Source organism: Paenibacillus sp. FSL K6-1230, from assembly GCF_038002385.1.
In the GTDB taxonomy this organism is placed as follows: domain Bacteria; phylum Bacillota; class Bacilli; order Paenibacillales; family Paenibacillaceae; genus Paenibacillus; species Paenibacillus massiliensis.
The window spans coordinates 1,645,417-1,666,209 of record NZ_JBBOCK010000001.1; the positions used below are offsets into that span (position 1 = coordinate 1,645,417).

Genomic DNA, 20,793 nt, shown 5'->3' on the forward strand with positions numbered 1-20,793 from the left:
ATTGGCGGGAGAATTGCCTTATGAGAAGCCTCTTGCGGAGATGCGCCAGAAGATAGAAGAATTGAAGCAATTTGGTCAAGAGAAGGGCATTGATTTCACGGAGGAAATCAAGCGTCTGGAGGAACGGTACGACCAGATGGCAGATGAGATATACAGTAACATTTCAGCTCCACAAAAAATGCATCTAGCCCGTCTTCATCAGCGCCCGACTTCTTTGGACTTTATAGAGCTTATTTTTACCGATTTCATTGAACTGCACGGAGACAGACTCTTCGGTGATGATCTGGCGGTTGTAGGGGGGATTGCGCGCTTGAATGGCACTCCTGTGACCGTGATCGGGCAGCAGCGGGGGAAGGACACCAAGGATAACATAGCTCGCTTCTTCGGAAGTCCGCACCCTGAGGGCTTCCGTAAGGCGCTGCGTCTCATGCAGCAGGCAGACAAATTCCGGAGGCCAATCATTACCTTTGTGGATACGAAGGGGGCTTATCCGGGGAATACAGCAGAAGAGAGAGGTCAATCGGAAGCGATTGCCCGCAATCTGCGAGAGATGGCCAAGCTTTCGGTACCTGTTATTTGTGTGGTCATCGGAGAGGGCGGTAGCGGTGGCGCCTTGGCGATGGCTGTCGGCAACCGTGTGCTGATGCTGGAGCATGCCATTTACTCTGCGATCTCTCCGAACGGAGCAGCATCTATTCTGTGGAAAGATGCCTCTAAGGCGGATCAGGCGGCTGAGGCGATGAGAATTACGGCTCAGGATTTGCTGGAAATGGAAGTCATCGAAGATATCATTCCAGAGCCGAAGGGCGGTGCCCACAAGGACTACGAGCTTGCCGCTGAAGCGGTGAAGTCCGCACTGGACCGTCACCTGAAGGAGCTATCCGTTATGGATGCTCATGAGCTCAAGGAAGACCGTTACCAGAAGTTCCGTAAGATTGGGGAATTCGGCTGGTACCAGCAACAGCAAAACGAGATCAACAGTGAATTACAGTAATAAGCAGACTCCCTTTGCAGTAACAGGTTCAATAGGACCGGTTGCTGTGAAGGGAGTTTTTTTTACAAGTCTACCTTTCATCCATCGCACTGATCTGCAGTGTGTTTTCTCTCATTGACGTGATTTTGAATATATGATAATACTAGAATACAATATGAAAATAATTCCATGTAAAATAATTATATATTTAAAATTATTTATTATTAATTCTTAATTTTAGGTTTTTATTTCGAAGGATGGAGAGTGAATATGGCTGAGGAACGAATAGTAAGGGCTATTGAGCATCATAGACGTAAATACAGGGATGAGGTCCCCACTCGTCAGTTCGTTGAACGCGAGCTACATATCAAGCAGCAGCTATGGGAAAAGAAGGTCAGGCAACCCGTGGAGACGTTGAGATCATTCATCAAACAACGAGTTAAGAGTATTGAGGTGAATGAGCAGCATCTGATCCTGACGCTGCACGACCAGAGAAGGTACTACGTAGATGACGCGGATTACTATGCGATTACGTACAATCTGCTCCGGGAGGGGAGAGATCACGAACTCTATGAGACGGCGATTCGAGAGCTGGTTCAGCCTGGGGATACAGTGCTGGATCTGGGTGCCAACTATGGATATTACACGATACTGTTCTCCAACGTGGTAGGAGAGAAAGGACAAGTGCATGCCTTTGAGCCTAATCAGCGCACCTTCACAGAGCTAAGCGAGCATTTATCCTTGAATAAGTCAGAGAATGTAAGCGCTTATAATGTGGCCGTCTCAAATCAGGCCAAGGAGGAGACTTTATTTTTTCTGGATGAGTCGCGTGCTCGTGCCTCTCTAAGAATGCAGAATGAGCATGCAGATCATGTACAGTCGACCCGGTGCGTCGCACTGGATTCCTTCTTCAAGGAGGCTGATCTCAAGCGCTTGACCTGCATGAAGATTGATGTGGAGGGTGCAGAATTATTGTGCATTGAGGGAGCACAGCAGACGATCAGACAGCACAGCCCTGTACTTTTGCTGGAGGTATGTGAGGCCCATCTGCTGCAATTTGGAGCTAGTGCACATGCCTTGCTGGAGAAGCTCAGCGACTGGGATTATGTGTTTTTTGAAATGGTGCAAGGCTCTATTGTCCAAGTGGAGCCTGGGGTAGTGACCCAGCGGAGCAGCATGTCGGATCTCGTCTGTATCCGGCAAGGTACGGATCGCTGGAAGGAACGGCTGACAAGATTCGCAAGACAGACGTAATAGCCCGGATTTCCCTGGCAGCCTTCATACTTCAGACATTTAACCTGAAGGGTGCTCAATATAATGACGAGGAGAGAGAGCATGGAGCAGTGGAAGGATTTCATGGCAGCATTGAAAAGTTGGGAGCATGAGTATCAGTATGCATTTCCCGGCGTATCTGTGAGGTGTATGACTAACCAGGCAAATGTTAACGTTTACATCCAAGCTTATCTAAATGCTATGCCCAAGCATCCTTCAGCCTATGTCAGTCAGCAGGAGCAGTATGTCATCCATCACAGGAGTAGTCAGGCATTGCTGGAGCAAGCGCTGGAGCTGGCAGGTCAATTGGAGCCAGGACACACACTTCACGTACACAAGAGTGGCAGCAAAGTGAATGTGTATCATGGTCAGGGCATACGGGTGTGCGTATGTACCGACGGCCACTATGTGGTAATCCAGCCAGAGGAGGGAGACTTGCTATACGTCTGTACCCGAGAGGAGCCGCTGGTCGGAGGATCTTATCTGCTTCGGGTCATTCGTGAGTTAATTCTCAGACATGCAGAAAATCGGCAGGGAATTATTATTCATGGTGCGGCTGCAGGAGGGATTGGCAGTGAAGGGGTACTAATTTGCGGGGATAAGGCCAGTGGCAAGACCTCCTTCTTGCTATATCTGCTTGGGCAAGGCTATGAATTTGTGGCAAATGATCGGGTAATCCTGCATCAGCAGCCCGGAGCCTTCAGCCTTGAATATGTGCCACTGGCCATACGGGTCGGACTGGGGAGTGCAGAGAGCTTTCCAGAGCTGGAGGTATGCCTGCAGGACTATGATTTCTCCCGCAAGCAGCCGGCTGAATGGCTGAACAAGGATGAGGATATTTTGCGGAAGATAGGTTCGTCCAAAAAAGCAGAGCTTACCCCACAGGAGCTATCTAGCCTATTTGGGGTACCGACTTGCTCGGATTTTCAGCTTAAGAAGATCATATTCCCCAAGTTCGATTATGCACTTCCTTATGCTCGAGCCTTCAGAATGGAGCAACAGGCAGCCCAAGAGGAGCTTCTAAAAGCATGCATGACCCCTCGCGATCCGAACTGGCTAACGCCTTGGCTGGTCAAGCGCGTGAAGCAAGATGCGGAGCTGGAGGCAAATGCTATTCAATTCATCACACAGCTTGTCGAAAAGTGTGAGCTTATTCAGGTAGAGTTCGGTCACAATACGCTTCGCTCAGCTGAGCACAATGAGCTGTTCGGAAAGAGCAGTGCATTGTGAAGCTCTATATCATTGGCTGCTCAGGCAGCGGGAAGAGCTATATGGCAGCCCGACTCAGCAAGCAGCACCAAATTCCGCATGCAGATCTTGATGATATTTTCTGGGAGGAAAAATATACTGTAGAGCGTGCTGCACAGCAGCGTGACGCCTACCTGTCCAATCTGCTGGGAGGAGAGTCGTGGATTATTGAAGGAGCTTATTTTGAGCCCTGGCTGGAGCCTGTGCTGTCCAAGGCAGACCAGATCATTTTCATACAGGAGCAGAACCTGTGCCTGATTAGCTGGAGAGTGCTGCGAAGATTTGCAGCCCGGCGCTTGGGTCAAGAGCCTCGGACCAGTGAGAATCTGAGAAGTGTCCTGCAGATGATCAGATGGACACGCGGAATTATCAAGCACCGACGATACGAGGAGTTCATTCAGCACGCACAGGATAAGGTCATTGTGCTGAAGGGTACACAGGACATTCAATCTTACTTGCATAATGATGGAGGCAGGATCCATGATCGAGGTCAAAGACTTGAACAAAACATTTAAGATTGCTCGCAGGGACGGAGGGACGATGTCAGCCCTGAAATCCTTCTTCAGCAATCGCTATACGACCGTGTCAGCATTGAACAATATCAGCTTCAATATTGCCGAGGGCGAAATGGTAGGCTATATCGGGCCTAACGGAGCGGGCAAGAGCAGTACGATCAAAATCTTGAGCGGTGTGTTGACGCCTGACAGCGGCACCTGTGTGGTGAATGGACGCACTCCCTGGAAGGAGCGGGTTCGTCATGTACAGGATATTGGAGTTGTATTTGGACAGCGATCTCAGCTGTGGTGGGACATTCCGGTCATTGACTCGTTCCAATTGCTTAGGGATATCTACAAGGTCCCTGAGAGACAATTCAAGGACAATCTGAACATGCTGACAGACCTCTTGGATATCGAGCATATCATCAGAACGCCTGCAAGGCAGCTGTCGCTGGGGCAGCGTATGCGCTGCGAGATCTCCGCTTCGCTGCTACATAGTCCAAGACTGCTGTTTCTGGATGAGCCGACGATTGGTCTGGATGCCGTCTCCAAGAGAGAGGTACGCAAGTTCATTTGGGACATTAACCAGGAGAAGAAGACGACCGTCATTCTTACCACGCATGACATGCAGGATATCGAGGCACTGACGAAGCGCATCATCGTGATCGGCAAGGGTGAAATTCTGCTCGACGGCTCCATCAATCAGCTGAAGGAAAGATACAACAAGCAGAAGGTGCTAACGATTGAATATACGGGGCAGGTGCCTACGATGTGCGATGGTCTGCGGCTCATCAAATCCTTGCCGGGGCACATGGATATTGCGGTCGATACCAGTACGATCTCCGCTTCGTCGGCCATTGCTTACTTATCCACCCAGGTACTGATTGAGGATATGACTGTGCTGGGCACTTCCATTGAAGAGATTGTGGTGGACCTGTACAGGGGGTTCGATCTATGAAGGTGTATTTTGCCTTTTTCAAGGTCCATACCGTGAATCTGCTGCAATATAAGCTTAGTGCGTATGCAGGAATCATAGCCCAAGTGTGCTGGGCGTTAATGAATATTTTCTTGTACAAATCCTTTTATGACAGCAATAATGTACAGCTCCCCATGAGCTTCTCTGAGGTAGTCACTTATATGTGGCTGCAGCAAGCTTTCTTTACGCTGTTCATTACCTGGTATCTGGATCGAGAGATTCTATCCTCCATCTCTAGCGGACAGATTGCGTATGAGCTATGTCGCCCCAGTGACTTATACGATATGTGGTTTGTGAAAAACATAGCGAGTCGTGTGGCCAAAGCCTTGTTCCGCTTTATTCCGATCATCCTGCTGGCATTCCTGATGCCGCAGCCTTACAGATTAAGCCTTCCACAGCATGGTGGGCAATTTCTATTGTTTTTGATATCTATGTTGCTGGCTTTATTCTTGGTGGTTGCTTTTTGCATGCTGATCTATGTTACGACCTTCTATACCATCTCCTCCACAGGGGTTCGGATGGTCATGTCGTCTCTGGTGGAATTTCTGGCGGGAGCGGTTATCCCACTTCCGTTCTTTCCCGATGCACTGCAGACGGTGATTAACCTAATACCATTCGCATCCATGCAGAATGTACCGTTCCGTATCTTCAGCGGGAACATCCAAGGGACAGATGCCTTGTACAGCATTCTTATTCAGCTATTCTGGCTGATTAGTCTGGTGTTGATCGGTAAGCTGGCCTTGCGGAGAGCGTTGAAAAATGTAGTGGTACAGGGGGGATAGACCATGAAATTATACATGGCATACATGCGGGTGTACTTCTATTCTGTCATGCAGCACAAGATGTCACTCACACTTACGATTATAGGACAATTTTTAACATCGTTTTTTGCCTTTCTCGGCCTGACCTTTTTGTTCGGCCGCTTTAATCAGGTGCTTGATTTTACATATGGTGAGGTGTTGCTCTGCTTTGCTACGGTGCTTATGGCATACTCGTTGGCAGAGTTCTTCGCCAGAGGCTTCGATACGTTCGATAACATGCTGGCTAACGGTCAATTCGACCGAATTATGGTGAGGCCGCGCAATGAGATATTCCAGATCTTATCCTCGACCTTTGAATTAAGCAGGATAGGGAGATTCGCCCAAGCGGTCATCATCTATTTGTACGCCATACCTAATAGCGGGGTCGTATGGGGGTTGGATAAGATTGCCGTTCAACTGCTGATGATTGTCTGTGGCACATTATTTTTTGCCACGTTATTTTTGCTGTATGCAGCCATCTGTTTTTTTACAACCCAGGGACTGGAGGTCTTCAATATTCTCACGGATGGGAGCAGGGAATTTGGCCGTTATCCGTTGTCGATCTACGGGAAGAGAATCCTGACCTTCTTTACGTACATTATTCCTTTGGCGTGTATACAGTATTTCCCCCTACTATACCTGACTGACAAAAGTACCAGTGTACATCATGCGTTGTCACCTTTGTATGCTACCCTGCTGATTGTGCCTGTCTTCTGGCTATGGAGGCTGGGCATCCGACACTATAAGTCCACAGGGTCATAGATAAATACGAAAGTGAGGAGAGCCATATGGAGCTCAGTAAAGAGAATATCAAGCAATTGATTAGTAATGTAATAGAGGTGAAAGGAGAGGAGGGGGCGGATACACCACTTGTCATCGGGGATGATGTCCCGCTTGATACTCTGGGATTGGACTCCATGAGCTTCATTCGCCTGATCTTGGCGATCGAGCAGGCATTTGGAATTGAATTTGCGGATGAGGCTTTGATGATGGAGAACTTCGAGACCGTGAATAAAATCGTCGAGCATGTGGCGAAGGTGACTATGGTTCAGCCATCTCCATGAGAGATGGAGGTGTATGAAGGTTCACGCTCCAATCCTACAACCTGAGCTTTACACTTCATTGCTGCTATGAGTTCGTAATGAGCAACCCATTTATGGAGAGGCTGAAAGGACGTGCTGAATGAATGAACACGGATGTCGAGGTATTATCCACTGAGCAGGAGATTGTGCTGCTGCTGGCCAGATTGACCTTCACGAAAGAGGAGGAGACACGGGTTCGCGATCTGGTAGAGACAGGTCGACTCGATTGGTACTTCATACTGAATGCGTGCGCCAAGAACAAAGTACTGGGACTTGCTTGGGGCAACCTGCTTCGGCTCAGGCTAGAGCATCTGGTGGCCAAGCCTTTGTTATCCGTTATGAAATTTTATCATCTTGGTCTAAGGAAGCGTACGGAGAGCTACATTCTGGAATCTAGGAAAATCGCTGAGGTGCTGGAGGCCAGCTCGATTCGCTATGCTCTGCTTAAGGGAGCTTATCTGGCCAAGCATATCTATCCGGATTATGGACTACGTAATATGAATGACATGGATATTCTAGTAGACCATGCAGATGTACCAAGGATAACGCTGGCTATGAAGGAGCTGGGCTACTGTCAGGGCGACTATGACAAGCCGACCCGAACGATCAGGGAGGTCAGTCGCACGAAGCAGATTCTATGGAAGAATAAGATGAATAATATGTATCCCTTCTTGAAAATAGCAGATTCCGAATATATTAATTGCTTCAAGCTCGATTTCTGCTTCAGCCTTGATCTGGATTTGAAGAAGCAGGATGTTCGAGACATGCTGGAGCGGGCAGAGGGCGGCGTACTGCAGCCAGCCGATTTCTTCCTGCACCTATGCTGTCACTTCTATAAGGAAGCGACAAATCTGGCCTGGATTTATAATGTGAACGATCTCACGCTGATTAAGTTATGTGATATCCGCGAGTATATTTTGGCGCGAATGGACGAAGCAAGCTTACGGGAGACGATGACACAAGCGAATAAGCTTGGCTATCGTGAAGCAGTGTACTACACACTATATTACTTGAAAACGATCTATAACGATGGCTATGAGGAGCGCTGGATGAAGCTGCTTGATGTGCAGGACATGCAGTTCCTTCAGGAATTTGGTCGTCAGGATTATGGGGAGAGCTCTGTGTGGCGAAAGAGCATCCGAGAGCGGATATTCTCCAGCAGCAACAAAGACGAGCTGGATGGCTTTGAGCCGAGGCACAAGCTACTTGAGGAATAGATAGCAATCAATCTGGAGAAGCGAAGAGGGATAAGCGATGCTGAGAGTGATACTGGAAGGGATCACAGGCAGCGGGAAGACTACGCTCCTGCACCATATGCTGAGAAGGATGGTTGCAGCAGGATATTCCAATATATATACGGCCTCCCAGCTCTATACCTCCTCACTCGTCTGGAGGGAGCAGGGTGCAGAGGTTCAGGATCGGATTTACTCCATTATGGACAATATTGTACGTAGTGTAGAGACGCTGGATCGGCAGTATGCAGAATATGGCGCGACTGATCCTTATCGGTCCTATCAATCTATCCTGGAGACCTTTCATTTGGAGAATTATATCAAGTCGTATTACCAAGATGAAGCGCTACTCATGGAACTGGATCAGCGTCTATATCGTGCAGGCTACAAGGTTGTCATGCTGCTGCTGCCCGACTCGGCGATTGAGGAGAGGAGTATTCACTCCACTCGCTACTATCGGAATTCGGTAAAATGGGATCGATATCTGGCGGGCCTTGGGAGGAGCGATCGAGAGATTGCCACTTATTTTCAACGTCTGCAGGAGGCCTTGAAGCAGGAGTGTAAGCGCACTCATATGGAGGTGCTGACGATCGAGACCCAGGATATGGAGTGGGAACGATATGCAGATGAGATTATGGAGTTCTGTGGAGGAACAGTTCGAAGCTGAGGTGATGATAGGTGAAGGTAGATATGCATATGCATACAACTTGCTCGGACGGCAGTCTTACACCAGATGACCTGGTCCAATACGCTGTCGAGCAAGAATTAAGGCTAATAGCAATCACAGATCATCATAGCGTGGAAGGCCTACTAAGCTTGAAGGATTCATATCCTGAACAGCTTCAGATCATACCCGGAATCGAGATCAATACGAGCAATCATCGTGAATTACATATTTTAGGGTACGATTTGGATATAAGGTCAAGTGTCTTGCACCGTTTTCTAAGCAAGCTCAGTCACTCCAGTCTTCGAGCGAATATGAAGCTACAGGAGTGTCTACGGCAGCAGGGCATTTCGCTCGACGTATCAGGCTATAAGGGGCAGGCGGCTTTCCGTCGGAATCTGGCCTATGCACTCATGGAGCAGGGTCTCTGTTCGTCTCGGGAGGAGGCCAATGTGCTCTATCTCGATTACCGACAGCATCACATCACTCCGCCTTACAAGCCTACAGCGCAGGAGAGCATTCAGATTATTCGCGATGCAGGAGGTATTGCAGTGCTTGCTCACCCGGGACGGCTGGAACGGCATGAGATCAACATTGTAGAGGTGGTAGAAGAACTAATCTTCTATGGATTAGAAGGGCTGGAATGCTATCATCCGTCTCACAGCTCCGAGCAGCAGCAGCGCTATGTCGCGTTGGCTAGTGGGAAGGGGCTGTATCGCTCGGGCGGATCTGATTTTCATCACAAGGAGCATACGGATACTGGCATCAAGAGCTCGTCCCAGACCTGGTGGCTGGACAGCAGCAAGATCAATATTCTGGATGCCCTATGACAAGTGGGGAGAACACGCATGACGTATTCTGTGCTGGTAGCTGTATATGTCTATATGCTGGTCCGAAATGTGATTTGTAGTCTGTTAGCAGCTAAATGGCTGTCTTACGAAAGACCAGTAAGCGTACAACGTCTGGATGTCCCGATGTATCTGCTGATTCCGATGATGGACGAGCAGGTGATTGCCCGGGATACTTATTTGCACTTTCGCAGTCTTGTGACCCATCGGTCAGGCTGTGAGGTGTTGTTCATTACAACGGCGAGAGAGCGACAGAGAGAAGATATTCCGCATACGAATGAGGTGCTGAAACAGGCTCAGACCGCCTTTCCCTCGCCTGGAATACACATTCTGCATTATGAGGATGCGAGCGGTGTCATGGCCCATCAATTGAATTTTGCCGTGGAGCAGCTTCGGGCCAAGCATAAGGATGGGGATTTCTGGATTGGTATCTATAATGCGGATTCCAGAATTGATGAGCGCGTCCTGGATTATGTGGAGCATCAGGCTGCGCAGAAGGGACGTGAGTGCTGCTTCCAGCAATACAGCTACTTCCCGCTCCCGATCGGGGCAGCATCCCGCTCCAATATCAGCAGTGCCGCACAGTGGCAAAATCGCTGGAGCGTCCTGTTCGAGCTGACTCGTGTTCGTTACCAAGTGGCTTTTGTCCGCTTGTGGAGTAGGCTTCCCCGCAGTTTGGGTCCGATAAAAAGCATGCTGGAGATTATAGCCGAAAAGATGAATTATGTCATTGGCCATGGCTTCTATGCACACAATGAGGTGCTCGGGCGAATGGGTGGATTCCCGGAGGAGAACATCAACGAGGATGCTTGTCTGGGATATCGGTTGAATGTACATCGCATCCCTATTTACCCGGTCCCGATCCTGGAGCAAGCCGAATTCACGAATCGCATTTCGGTCTATATCCGGCAGCAAAGTGTATGGTTCAACGGGCCGTTTCACGCTTTTAAGTATTTCACACAGCTTCTCCATCAAGGCGAACGGACTGCCTGGGAGACACTAAGAGCGGCTGTACTGGCTACTAAACTGTTTCTGTTGGCGATCTACTGGTTGTTCTCTCCGTCTGTGCTGCTTCTGGTGCTTCCAATCTGGACTACACTTCTCTTTGGGTGGTGGGGCTTCGCGGCCTCCATTCTGTTCATTTTAGCTTATCTTCCAGGAGTTCATTATCTCATTGCGCGTCTTATCCGACAGCACACCCGGCAACTCACTTCAGATCAAGTTGTGCTGCCACGATCATCACTGTACTGCGTATCAGCTTATCTCATTCATTGCTGGGGACCTTGCCTGAATATGGCTCAGCAGCTTCGAGGCCGCAATAACAAGACTGAGAAATATAAGACGCAGCGCAATGAAATTCAGCATGCTGACACGCAGTTGTCTGACGGTGGAAGAACTATACAGGAACGGGAGCTGATCTGAGATGGAACGGGTCATTTCGGTGGTTACAGGTGCTGGAGGAACGTTGGGAAGTGCGGTCTGTAAGCATTTGTGCGAGCAGCAGCATGAGGTCATCGGGATCATCCGACCAGGTGGGACAATCCCCTCGGGACACGAGCGGATGAAGCTGTTGGAGGTGGATTTGGAACAGAGCTGTACTCTATCGGAACTGTCCAGAGGTCTAGAGACGATTGCGAATTTCAGTAGGGTGGAGCGCCTGAATATTATTCATACGGCAGGTGTCTATCGAAAATGCTCGCTGCCCTATACCGCGGACGAGCTTCTTACCTGGGAGCAGATGTTTCAGGTTCACTGCATGTCACTGGCGGCTATTGTAAGTGCTCTCTTTCCCTACTTTGTGGCTTGCAGACAAGGAAGCATCGTGGCGGTGTCCAGCAATCTTGTCCATCGTGTCAATCGGCACAGTGCACCTTATATTGCAACAAAGGGTGCGCTAGAGGCTCTGATCAGACAATGGGCTTATGATCTCGGACCTTATCAGATTCGGTGCAATTGCATAGCGCCGGGTTATTTTCAGAGTGAGCTGAACCCGGATATAGGGTCAGAGCAGGAGGAGCGCATCCAGAGTAACACCCCTCTTGGTAGCATCGCTACGGGAGAACAGATCGAAGCAGCCATCTATGCCTTTGTGACAGACAGCATGAACTGGGTAACGGGACAGACCATAATTGTTGACGGGGGGAATAGCATTGGGTATTAATGAGCTTTCGGCATTTCCTAAATATATCGAATTTCAGACGCAATCGTTCTGTAATGGACAGTGTGCTCCATGTCCTTATAGCTCCACCGAAAAATGCTTCACACCAGCACGGATGAGTGATGAGGGAATAGACCAGATTCTGACGGAGCTTGCCGCACATAGCCATGAGGTTGTCCGTGCCATTCCATACATGAATAATGAGCCCACATTGGACAGAAGGTTCTTGTCCGTATTGCGCAGGCTTAAGGAGAGCGGAATTTTCGTAGAGGTCTCCTCCAATACGTCTGGTCTCAACGAGGAATTGATCGAAGCGATCCTTCTGGAACGGCTCATTGATGATTTCAGAATCAGCTTCTTCGGGGGAACGGAGGAGCTATACAAGGAGCTAATGCCCGGATTGAATTTTCACAAGACAGTAGACAGAATCAAGCATCTGCTAGAGCAAAATAAGGCGAGCGGTCTTCCGATTGACATACAATTGGTAGCCATCCTGTGTCCATGGGTGGATATGGAGGAGAATGTGAGAAGCATTGAGGAACTGTTCCCCGAGGCCAAGCTCCATTTGTTCGGATTCCTCGATCGAGCAGGCAGTGTGGAAGGACATGGGAACGCCAAGAAGCTGGCTTCGATTATAGGTATGGAGCAGAATCCACTGGCAGGCTGCCAGCTGCTAAGACCGTTCGAACGAATGAACATCTTGGCTAACGGAGACGCGATCATTTGCTCGCAGGATTGGAGACGGGAGGTCGTGCTGGGTAACGTACTGGAGAGTAGTATTGAGGCTGTGTGGCACAGCGAGAGAGCCAACGAGATCAGGCAGTATGTACGTGGGGAGACAGAAGGACTGCCATCGGATTTTATCTGCACGCGCTGCAAAGCTGCTCTTCTGAAGCCAGAGTTCGGGGGAGGCAGTAATTTTACGGGCGATCGATATTTGGATGAATCGGGCAGGAAGGCGATCGTTCCTGGTCAGAAGGCAGGGATATAACGATGGCTCAGATTCCCGCTACATCCAACAATCCATTCGTAGATAATGCAAGCAAGCTGTGTGCTGAACTGGAGGTCTCTTTATTAGAGCTACTAGCCTTACAAGTGGAGTCTCACCCGGAGCGTATTGCTGTCCAATTCCAGGGGAGCATGATGACCTATCGTGAACTGGATGAGGCCTCGGAGCATATGGCCCATGCTTTGCTGCAATCAGGGGTAAACCCTGCTGACCTTGTTGGCATATGGACCCGCCGGGGCCCGGAAATGCTCATTGCGATGCTGGGTGTAATGAAGTCGGGTGCAGCCTTCCTTCCGATTGATGCTCAATTGCCGCCTGCCAGGGTTGCGTATATGCTGGATAATGCGCAAGCTCCATTTTTACTGATGGATGAGGGCTTTCCGAATGTGGACGAGCTTCGGGCCGACGCGATCATTCTTCATTATCGGGAAATGGAGCAGCTAGAGGCGAGATCGGCATCGAATTGTCCAAATTGTCCGGGCACAGCTCAGGCTCCGGAGGAGCTTGCCTATGTCATGTATACCTCGGGCTCGACGGGTCTGCCCAAAGGGGTCATGATTACGCGACAGGGGCTGCTCAATTTCATATTGGATTTCCGTGCAGCCATAGATTTCGAACATCTTGATACGTTCCTGTGTCTTGCACCGATGTCCTTCGATATCTTCATGGTTGAAACTATACTACCGCTGACAATGGGTAAACGCGTGATCATCGCTGAAGATCGGCATCGCCAGAATCCGTTGTTACTGGGAAGGCTCATTGCAGAAGAGCAAATTGATTTCATTCAGATGACTCCCTCGGCTATGTCGATGCTGCTGGGCTTTGAGCGTGTTCGGGAGCATATCCGCCAAGTGAAAATGATCCTGGTCGGTGGAGAGCCATTCCCGCTCCCCTTGCTGCGCCAGCTACAGGAGCTGACAGAGGCTACAATTTACAATGTATATGGGCCTACAGAGGGGACCGTGTGGGTAGCTGCCGGCAATCTCACGAATGCGGAGGAGATTCATATCGGAGCGTTCCTTCGTCATACGGAGCCCTTGATTCTAGACGAGCACGGTAAGTCGATTGAAGATGGCCATACAGGCGAGCTGTACATTACCGGAGAATGCCTTGCTCGGGGATATATTCAAAATGCTGAGGAGACAGCAGCCCGCTTCCTAGTATATGAGTATCAGCAGAAGCAGCTACGGGTGTACAAGACGGGAGATTTGGTACGCAGGCAAGCAGACGGTAACCTTTGTTTTGTTGGACGGGTAGACCATCAAATTAAGCTCAAAGGACGGAGAATAGAGCCTGAGGAGATTGAAAGGGCAATGCTGCTGCATCCTTTGGTTACACATGCTGTGTCAGGTGTGGATGATCAAGCACACACGCCTTTCTTATTCGCTCTCTATATCAGCCAGGAGCTTGTGTCAGGCGAGCAATGGAGAGCATTCCTGAAGGATAAGCTCCCGCATTATATGATCCCTCGGTCGTTTCATAGAGCAGATGCCTTACCGTTGAACCATAATGGCAAAGTTGATCGAAAACAATTGAAAGGAGCGGGTTACCGTGTATATTGCAGTCATGAAGTCGAAAATACATAAGGCGACGGTGACGGAGGCAAATCTTCATTATGTTGGTAGCATTACTATTGATCAGGCCATCCTGGATGCAACGGAGATTCTCTCTAATGAAAAGGTACAGGTAGTAAATAACACCAATGGTGCCCGCTTGGAGACCTATGTTATTGCTGGTGAGCGAGGCAGTGGAGTCATCTGCTTGAATGGAGCGGCAGCAAGACTGGTGCAGCCCGGAGATGAAGTTATCATCATCTCTTATGCTTATATGGGGCGGCAAGCAGCAAAATCCCACGAACCCATCATTGCTTTTATGGGCCACGGCAATCGTATTGAGCAGCTACAGAACAAGGAAATACATGGAGAGTTCTATCCTGCACAAGGAAGTGAGAAGCGATGAACGGCCTCGTACGAATGGGTGTCGTGGGTATTGGCAGCATGGGCATCAAGCACATGAAGTATTTATTTGAGAACAAAATCACGGGCTGTAGGCTTACAGCAGTCTGTGATCATAATCTTCAGGTGATGCAAGAGCTGAGTGGGCAATACGGGACAGAGATCAAGCTGTACACCAACTATAAGGAAATGCTCGAATCCGGGGAGTTAGACGCTGTACTGGTGGCTACCCCCCATGTGAGCCATCCTGAGATTGCGACGTATGCGATGAAGTGTAATCTACATGTGCTGCTAGAGAAGCCAGCAGGCATTGACGTGGCAGAGGTAGCTGCCATGAATGCAGAGGCGCAGGCCAGAGGGATTGTATTCTCCATGATGTTCAACCAGCGGACCATCCCGATCTATCAGCAGGCCAGAGAGTTGATTAGGCAAGGGAAGCTAGGCGAGCTGCGAAGAACGAACTGGGTTGTGACGGATTGGTTCCGCACTCAGCGCTATTATGACTCGAATAGCTGGAGAGCGACCTGGCGCGGTGAAGGGGGAGGGATCCTGATCAATCAGGCGACACACCAGCTGGATCTGTGGCAATGGATGTGCGGGATGCCTAGCCGTGTTCGTGCCTTCATCTACTGTGGCAAGCATCGGATGATTGAGGTGGAGGATGAGGCAACTATCTATGCGGAATACGCCAATGGGGCGTCGGGACTCTTCATCAGCTCTGTATCGGAATATCCAGGAACCAATAGATTGGAGATTATTGGCTCTGAGGGCAAAATTGTAATCGAGAAGGACATTCTCCAATTTACCCAATTAGCGCAAGCAGACGATGTGTTCAATAAGCACGAGCAGGATATGTTCGCCAAGCCGCAGTATGTTGAACAGTCCACCCCGGTGTCCTATCAGAAGTTCGAGAGACATCAACTGATTACACAGAATTTCATTGATGCCATTCAGGAAGGCAAGCCCTTGATTGCGCCAGGGGAAGAGGGACTATGCTCTTTGCGGATTGTGAAGGCAGCCTACCAGTCCGCGTCGGAAGATTCTTGGTGCAATCTATGAGCAGGAAGATACTCCCGATACAGTTCCCGCCCGTTAACAACTGCTATAGCTCTTCAGCTGGACTTACAGCCGTGCTGCAGACCCACGCTTCTGGTCAAGAGATGATGCTTATGAACAGCATTTTTTTATATGTAAAAAGCAATAATGTCCTGAAATATGCTGTAGTGGAGAGAGCAAAGCTGGGAGAGCAGCTGGAGATTATCAGTCAGCAGGCCTTGGAGACGAAGCTTATTGAGCAGATGTCTGCCTGGATTTGTGAAGAGAAGTACATATTCATGTTCTTGGATCATTACTTTCTCCGGGATAGCGGTAGATTTCAGCGTCAGCATTTTCTCCATGATGTCGCCTTAGTCTATGGATATGATGAAGAGCGCGGGGTGTTTGCTGCTGCAGATAATTTTACAAATGGGAAATATGGCTGTCTGGAGCTGTCCTATAGTGAAGTGGAGCAGGCTCGATGCTTGAGTGGAGAGAAGATGTTACAGGAGAAAGTCTTTAATATATTACTGTTTAATATGAGTAAAATGAGAGAATACTATATTGATACGCGGAGAATAAAGCAATTACTTATGGACTATCTGGACTCCAGCTGTAAGCATGTTCTTCAGATGAACGACAGCTTTGTCGATGACAACGTGTTCGGCTTTCATTTCCAGCACCAGAATTATGATGTATCGCGCACTGTATACGGGATTGGTATCTACGATTGGCTAGTAGGATATCTGAATCAAGGGGCTTCAGCGGGCATTAAGCTTGACATTCGGCCCTTCCATCAGCTGAGCAATCATAAGGCAGTCCTGATCATGCTAATGAAGCATCTTGCCGCAAAGTATGGGTTACACTGTGAGCCAGCTTGGCTGGACATACTGGAGCAAATGCGTATCAAATGTCTGGTGAACGAGCAACTGGTCTTAAAATATCAAATCGAGCGTAAAGAAGAGTATATAAGACTAATAAGACATAACCTTGATGGCATTCGAAAGAGTGAAGCACAGGTTATTCAGGAATGTATTGGAAAACTGTAACCTGATTTGATAAAAAAGTGACCGTATGCCTATACAAATGGGTAAAAGTATAGTAGATTTAATTGTTGGAAAAAGATATAAAGACAGACCTTTTTGAAGAAAACGGAGGAAACCCACAATGCGCAAAACAAAGATTGTATGTACGATCGGACCTTCCAGTGAGTCTTTGGAGAATCTGAAGAAGCTCATCATGGCAGGAATGAACGTAGCCCGTCTGAACTTCTCCCACGGTGATTTCGAGGAGCATGGCAACCGGATCAAAAACATCCGTCAGGCTTGCAAAGAGCTTGGTAAGAATGTTGCTATTCTGCTCGATACAAAGGGACCAGAAATTCGGACTGGAAAGCTTGAAGTTGAACCAATTGAATTGGTTCAGGACGAATATGTGACACTGACCACGGAAGAAATTCTGGGCAACAAAGACCGCATCTCGATCACATATGCCGATCTTCCTTCCGATGTTGAGCCTGGTTCCACGATTCTGATCGACGATGGTCTGATTGGACTCACTGTTGTAGAGGTTGCATCTACTGAGATTAAATGTCTCGTTGTTAATGGCGGTACGATCAAGAGCAAGAAAGGTGTTAACGTACCTGGAGTAAACATCTCTCTGCCAGGAATCACCGAGAAAGACGCCAATGATATTCTGTTCGGAATTGAGCAGGGAGTTGATTTCATCGCTGCTTCCTTCGTGCGCAAAGCTAGTGACGTGCTCGAAATCCGTGAACTGCTTCAGAAGCACAACGCAGGACACATTCAGATTATTTCCAAGATTGAGAACCAACAAGGCGTGGATAACCTGGATGAAATTCTGGAAGCTTCCGATGGCCTGATGGTAGCTCGTGGTGACCTTGGTGTAGAGATTCCTGCGGAAGAAGTACCACTCGTACAAAAACGCATGATCGAAAAATGTAACGTTGCTGGCAAGCCGGTTATTACGGCTACACAAATGCTGGATTCCATGCAACGCAATCCTCGCCCGACAAGAGCCGAGGCAAGTGACGTAGCGAACGCAATCTTCGACGGCACTGATGCTATCATGCTCTCCGGTGAGACAGCTGCTGGTAAGTATCCGATTGAATCTGTACTGACTATGGCTCGTATTGCTGAGAAAGCAGAGTCTGCACTGGATTACCGTCAACTGTTCAAGAAGCAAAGAACAGCTCAAGAGATCAGCATCACTGAAGCGATCAGCCAATCCGTAGCGATCTCTGCACTGGATCTGCACGCCAAAGCAATCCTGACTTCCACAGAATCAGGTACAACAGCACGCATGATCTCCAAATATCGTCCAGAAGCTCCAATCGTGGCTGTTACTACCGATGAGAAGACGATGCGTCGTCTAGCTCTGACATGGGGTGTAGTAGCAGTAGAAGGACACGCTTGTGATACAACGGATGCGCTGTTCAACAATGCGATGGAGGGCGGCCTGAAATCCGGACTTGTGAAGGATGGCGACCTGGTAGTCATTACAGCAGGTGTTCCACTCGGACGCTCCGGATCTACGAACCTGATCAAGATCAGCCAAGTTGCAGCTGACGTATAAGACTGGGCACATTAGACGAATGAATCTGGTCCGTAAATTGCATAATTACTGAATACTTCAGGGAACGCCCCGGCAGTAGAGAAATCTACGCCGGGGCGTTTTTTTGCGTACGGTAGTTTGCACCCTCGGACGATCTGGCAGTAGAGGCCCTGCTCCTAGTCATCTGTAATGCAAGACGGCATCAAAATCGGATTCATCCAGGATGGGCTACGGTCTCCTGCTCAAGCCTCTGCTTGCTCCACTCGTTGATCAGGGCTGTAAGCTGCTCACCTGCTGGTGTTAACGACTCTGCACGGTTATGCATCCATACCTGATAGCGATACAATGGCGAGCGATTGGTTCCCTGTCCCGTTGATATCGCTTGCCAGTTGATTGCTTGTGGCAGTTGGGATGAAGCGATGCGTGGATAGAAGGAGATCAGGTTAGCGCTCTGCACCATGCCGGCCAGTGCCTGAGTGGAGTTCATTTCTAGTCCAGCGTTGTAGCTCAGCTCCCGATACTCGCACCAGCGCTGCGTGAACTGACCTAGCTGGCTGCTAGCATCCTGAACGATTAATCGGTCCGCCTTCATTTGCTCCTCAATCCATTGTTCTGTAATCGGAGACTTCATAATCCCGCGTTCAGTGCTGCTGTGCTCTGTGGTCTGATGCTCTCTACCTTGATCCTCAGTAGCTCTATGTTCCCTATTGTAAGAATCCACTGCAGCCTTCCCAGTGTGATCATTCACAGTTTGTATAATACCAATCTCGTCCTCCAGAATGATGCTTGAACTAAGACCAAGGGAAGCATCGGGTTGCTCGTGTGTGAATCCAATGTCAACCTCTCCGGCAGCCAGCATCGACAGAATGTTCTCTCTTGTCTGGACCATCAGCTTCACAGTTGCTGCGGGGTACCTGCCTGAATAATTCGCAATAAGTGTCGGTAATATAAAATTACCGGGAATATCCTCAGCAGCTACTCGTATTAGAGTTGCATGTTGAGTAGTGTAGTCCTTTAACGCCTGTCTGGCGGATGATTCCAGCGTGGTAATCTGCTTCGCATAGCTGAGCAGCACCTTGCCAGCACCTGTGAGACTTGTCCTTCCGCGGCCGATCTCGAATAAGCGGACTCCAAGCTCCTGCTCCATTTTTTTCATGTGAAAGGACACGGTTGGTTGCTTCAGCTTCAGTGACTGTGCGACCTCCGTTACTTTATGATATTTGTCGATGAGGACAAGAATCTGTAATTTGAGTATATTCATCTATCCGTGTACACCTCATGTGTGAAATATTCATTTCCTGATAACCCCAAAGTTTTCAATGGATGATAGTGAAAAACGAAGTTACATAGATATTCTATATACAAAAGAATAATTTATCTATGATTATTTAATATTATTTTTACAAAACGATGTTTTTAACCTAACATTCGATTTCTACAATGTAGAAGTGCTGATGGGAATAAACAAAAACCGTCACTTATTAAGGGGAGGACAAGTACAATGTTGAAAAAATGGCCGTTCATTCTGATGACTCTAACTATGGTGTTCCTGCTGGCTGCATGCGGATCAGGCACGAACAACGCGAGTCAAGGTGCGGGAGAAACACCAGCAAACAACGCAAGCAGCAGCTCGGAGACACCAGCGCTTAGCGGTAACGTTCTGGCTGTAGGATCCAGTGCACTTCAGCCGCTAGTAGAGCAGGCTGCAGAGAAGTTCATGGCTGTAGAAGAGTATAAAAATATTTCTGTACAAGTTCAAGGCGGCGGTAGTGGTACGGGTCTGACACAAGTATCCGGCGGACAAGCGGATATTGGTAACTCTGACGTATTTGCTGAAGAAAAGCTGGAAACTGGCGCAGATGAGCTGGTTGACCACCTGGTAGCAGTAGTAGCAATGTCCGCAGTAGCTAACCCACAAGTTGGCGTGGACGGCTTGACTAAGGACCAACTGGTTGGTATCTTCACTGGTAAAATCAAGAACTGGAGCGAAGTTGGTGGAGCGAATCAAGAGATCGTAATCATCAACCGTCCTAGCAGCTCCGGTACACGTGCTACTTTCGAGAAGTACGCTCTGGGCACAAAAACTGAAGATCTTCCAGGCTCCATTCAACAAGATTCTTCCGGTACAGTAAAAAAGCTGGTTGCTGAAACTCCAGGCGCTATTGGTTACCTTGCACTGTCTTACCTGGACAACACAGTAACTGCTCTGAAATATGATGGTGTTGAAGCTACTGTAGAAAAAGTAGAATCCGGTGAATATCCAGTATGGGCTTATGAGCACATGTACACTAAAGGTGAGCCTGCTCCACACGTAAAAGCTTTCCTGGATTACATCCTGTCCGATGAAATTCAAAAATCCGATGTTGTTGATCTTGGCTACATCCCGATGAGCGGTATGAAAGTATCACGTGATGTAGACGGAAATGTCACCAACAAATAATCCGGCTTTGATCTGGATCGTATAACGAAG

At 48.7% G+C, this 20,793-nt stretch carries 21 protein-coding genes; 20 read left to right on the plus strand and 1 reads right to left on the minus strand.

Annotated features, from left to right (window positions below):
- The first annotated feature begins 1 nt into the window (after position 1).
- From MKX74_RS07205 to pyk, 19 genes are all read left to right on the plus strand, one after another.
- Complete coding sequence (locus MKX74_RS07205; RefSeq protein WP_341177916.1) at positions 2 to 994, plus strand: acetyl-CoA carboxylase carboxyltransferase subunit alpha; 993 nt, start codon at positions 2 to 4, stop codon at positions 992 to 994.
- A gap of 249 nt (positions 995 to 1,243) precedes the next feature.
- A complete protein-coding gene (locus MKX74_RS07210; RefSeq protein ID WP_341177917.1) occupies positions 1,244 to 2,227 on the plus strand; it encodes an FkbM family methyltransferase in 984 nt (327 codons plus the stop codon).
- Between the two features lie 81 nt (positions 2,228 to 2,308).
- Entirely contained in the window at positions 2,309 to 3,475 is a 1,167-nt protein-coding gene (locus MKX74_RS07215) for a hypothetical protein (RefSeq protein ID WP_341177918.1), read from the plus strand.
- On the plus strand, positions 3,472 to 4,008 hold the full coding sequence (locus tag MKX74_RS07220) for a hypothetical protein (protein ID WP_025681364.1): 537 nt from the start codon (positions 3,472 to 3,474) through the stop codon (positions 4,006 to 4,008). The genes MKX74_RS07215 and MKX74_RS07220 overlap by 4 nt, the downstream gene beginning before the upstream one ends.
- Entirely contained in the window at positions 3,974 to 4,948 is a 975-nt protein-coding gene (locus MKX74_RS07225; RefSeq protein WP_018886070.1) for an ABC transporter ATP-binding protein, read from the plus strand. The genes MKX74_RS07220 and MKX74_RS07225 overlap by 35 nt, the downstream gene beginning before the upstream one ends.
- Entirely contained in the window at positions 4,945 to 5,748 is an 804-nt protein-coding gene (locus tag MKX74_RS07230; protein WP_341177919.1) for an ABC transporter permease, read from the plus strand. The genes MKX74_RS07225 and MKX74_RS07230 overlap by 4 nt, the downstream gene beginning before the upstream one ends.
- A gap of 3 nt (positions 5,749 to 5,751) precedes the next feature.
- Positions 5,752 to 6,528: an ABC transporter permease gene (locus MKX74_RS07235; RefSeq protein ID WP_025681361.1), complete on the plus strand. Its 777-nt coding sequence runs from the start codon at positions 5,752 to 5,754 to the stop codon at positions 6,526 to 6,528.
- 26 nt (positions 6,529 to 6,554) lie between these two features.
- Complete coding sequence (locus tag MKX74_RS07240; protein ID WP_341177920.1) at positions 6,555 to 6,830, plus strand: acyl carrier protein; 276 nt, start codon at positions 6,555 to 6,557, stop codon at positions 6,828 to 6,830.
- A 122-nt stretch (positions 6,831 to 6,952) separates the two neighbouring features.
- Positions 6,953 to 8,065 carry a nucleotidyltransferase domain-containing protein gene (locus MKX74_RS07245; RefSeq protein WP_341177921.1) on the plus strand — a complete coding sequence of 371 codons (1,113 nt, stop codon included), beginning with the start codon at positions 6,953 to 6,955 and terminating at the stop codon, positions 8,063 to 8,065.
- Positions 8,066 to 8,102: 37 nt separating this feature from the next.
- Entirely contained in the window at positions 8,103 to 8,747 is a 645-nt protein-coding gene (locus tag MKX74_RS07250) for a hypothetical protein (RefSeq protein ID WP_341177922.1), read from the plus strand.
- 23 nt (positions 8,748 to 8,770) lie between these two features.
- On the plus strand, positions 8,771 to 9,574 hold the full coding sequence (locus MKX74_RS07255) for a PHP domain-containing protein (RefSeq protein ID WP_341177923.1): 804 nt from the start codon (positions 8,771 to 8,773) through the stop codon (positions 9,572 to 9,574).
- Between the two features lie 18 nt (positions 9,575 to 9,592).
- Complete coding sequence (locus MKX74_RS07260) at positions 9,593 to 11,014, plus strand: glycosyltransferase (protein ID WP_341177924.1); 1,422 nt, start codon at positions 9,593 to 9,595, stop codon at positions 11,012 to 11,014.
- A gap of 1 nt (position 11,015) precedes the next feature.
- Entirely contained in the window at positions 11,016 to 11,753 is a 738-nt protein-coding gene (locus MKX74_RS07265; protein ID WP_341177925.1) for an SDR family NAD(P)-dependent oxidoreductase, read from the plus strand.
- The gene (locus tag MKX74_RS07270) at positions 11,743 to 12,741 is read left to right on the plus strand and encodes an SPASM domain-containing protein (protein ID WP_025681354.1); all 999 of its coding nucleotides are present in this window, start codon (positions 11,743 to 11,745) and stop codon (positions 12,739 to 12,741) included. The genes MKX74_RS07265 and MKX74_RS07270 overlap by 11 nt, the downstream gene beginning before the upstream one ends.
- A 2-nt stretch (positions 12,742 to 12,743) precedes the next feature.
- Positions 12,744 to 14,345, plus strand: a complete 1,602-nt coding sequence (locus MKX74_RS07275) for an amino acid adenylation domain-containing protein (protein WP_341177926.1) — start codon at positions 12,744 to 12,746, stop codon at positions 14,343 to 14,345.
- On the plus strand, positions 14,311 to 14,718 hold the full coding sequence (gene panD, locus MKX74_RS07280) for an aspartate 1-decarboxylase (protein WP_341177927.1): 408 nt from the start codon (positions 14,311 to 14,313) through the stop codon (positions 14,716 to 14,718). Before MKX74_RS07275 ends, panD begins: the two co-directional genes overlap by 35 nt.
- Complete coding sequence (locus MKX74_RS07285) at positions 14,715 to 15,773, plus strand: Gfo/Idh/MocA family protein (RefSeq protein WP_341177928.1); 1,059 nt, start codon at positions 14,715 to 14,717, stop codon at positions 15,771 to 15,773. Before panD ends, MKX74_RS07285 begins: the two co-directional genes overlap by 4 nt.
- The gene (locus MKX74_RS07290) at positions 15,770 to 16,798 is read left to right on the plus strand and encodes a hypothetical protein (RefSeq protein ID WP_341177929.1); all 1,029 of its coding nucleotides are present in this window, start codon (positions 15,770 to 15,772) and stop codon (positions 16,796 to 16,798) included. The genes MKX74_RS07285 and MKX74_RS07290 overlap by 4 nt, the downstream gene beginning before the upstream one ends.
- Positions 16,799 to 16,916: 118 nt before the next feature.
- On the plus strand, positions 16,917 to 18,344 hold the full coding sequence (gene pyk, locus MKX74_RS07295) for a pyruvate kinase (RefSeq protein WP_018886056.1): 1,428 nt from the start codon (positions 16,917 to 16,919) through the stop codon (positions 18,342 to 18,344).
- A 193-nt stretch (positions 18,345 to 18,537) separates the two neighbouring features.
- Here pyk and MKX74_RS07300 read toward each other — a convergent pair whose 3' ends face one another.
- Positions 18,538 to 19,584 carry a LysR family transcriptional regulator gene (locus MKX74_RS07300; RefSeq protein WP_341177930.1) on the minus strand — a complete coding sequence of 349 codons (1,047 nt, stop codon included), beginning with the start codon at positions 19,582 to 19,584 and terminating at the stop codon, positions 18,538 to 18,540.
- A gap of 240 nt (positions 19,585 to 19,824) precedes the next feature.
- Between MKX74_RS07300 and MKX74_RS07305 the strand changes: the two genes are divergently transcribed.
- Entirely contained in the window at positions 19,825 to 20,763 is a 939-nt protein-coding gene (locus MKX74_RS07305) for a phosphate ABC transporter substrate-binding protein PstS family protein (protein WP_018886054.1), read from the plus strand.
- Positions 20,764 to 20,793: the final 30 nt, after the last annotated feature.

Coding starts and splice junctions, on each gene's coding strand:
- MKX74_RS07235 (WP_025681361.1), top strand. CDS start 5,752: ATGAAATTATACATGGCATACATGCGGGTGTACTTCTATTCTGTCATG.
- MKX74_RS07215 (WP_341177918.1), top strand. CDS start 2,309: ATGGAGCAGTGGAAGGATTTCATGGCAGCATTGAAAAGTTGGGAGCAT.
- MKX74_RS07230 (WP_341177919.1), top strand. CDS start 4,945: ATGAAGGTGTATTTTGCCTTTTTCAAGGTCCATACCGTGAATCTGCTG.
- MKX74_RS07210 (WP_341177917.1), top strand. CDS start 1,244: ATGGCTGAGGAACGAATAGTAAGGGCTATTGAGCATCATAGACGTAAA.
- MKX74_RS07275 (WP_341177926.1), top strand. CDS start 12,744: ATGGCTCAGATTCCCGCTACATCCAACAATCCATTCGTAGATAATGCA.
- MKX74_RS07255 (WP_341177923.1), top strand. CDS start 8,771: ATGCATATGCATACAACTTGCTCGGACGGCAGTCTTACACCAGATGAC.
- MKX74_RS07240 (WP_341177920.1), top strand. CDS start 6,555: ATGGAGCTCAGTAAAGAGAATATCAAGCAATTGATTAGTAATGTAATA.
- MKX74_RS07290 (WP_341177929.1), top strand. CDS start 15,770: ATGAGCAGGAAGATACTCCCGATACAGTTCCCGCCCGTTAACAACTGC.
- pyk (WP_018886056.1), top strand. CDS start 16,917: ATGCGCAAAACAAAGATTGTATGTACGATCGGACCTTCCAGTGAGTCT.
- MKX74_RS07305 (WP_018886054.1), top strand. CDS start 19,825: ATGTTGAAAAAATGGCCGTTCATTCTGATGACTCTAACTATGGTGTTC.
- MKX74_RS07265 (WP_341177925.1), top strand. CDS start 11,016: ATGGAACGGGTCATTTCGGTGGTTACAGGTGCTGGAGGAACGTTGGGA.
- MKX74_RS07250 (WP_341177922.1), top strand. CDS start 8,103: ATGCTGAGAGTGATACTGGAAGGGATCACAGGCAGCGGGAAGACTACG.
- MKX74_RS07260 (WP_341177924.1), top strand. CDS start 9,593: ATGACGTATTCTGTGCTGGTAGCTGTATATGTCTATATGCTGGTCCGA.
- MKX74_RS07245 (WP_341177921.1), top strand. CDS start 6,953: ATGAACACGGATGTCGAGGTATTATCCACTGAGCAGGAGATTGTGCTG.
- MKX74_RS07285 (WP_341177928.1), top strand. CDS start 14,715: ATGAACGGCCTCGTACGAATGGGTGTCGTGGGTATTGGCAGCATGGGC.
- MKX74_RS07225 (WP_018886070.1), top strand. CDS start 3,974: ATGATCGAGGTCAAAGACTTGAACAAAACATTTAAGATTGCTCGCAGG.
- MKX74_RS07300 (WP_341177930.1), bottom strand. CDS start 19,584: ATGAATATACTCAAATTACAGATTCTTGTCCTCATCGACAAATATCAT.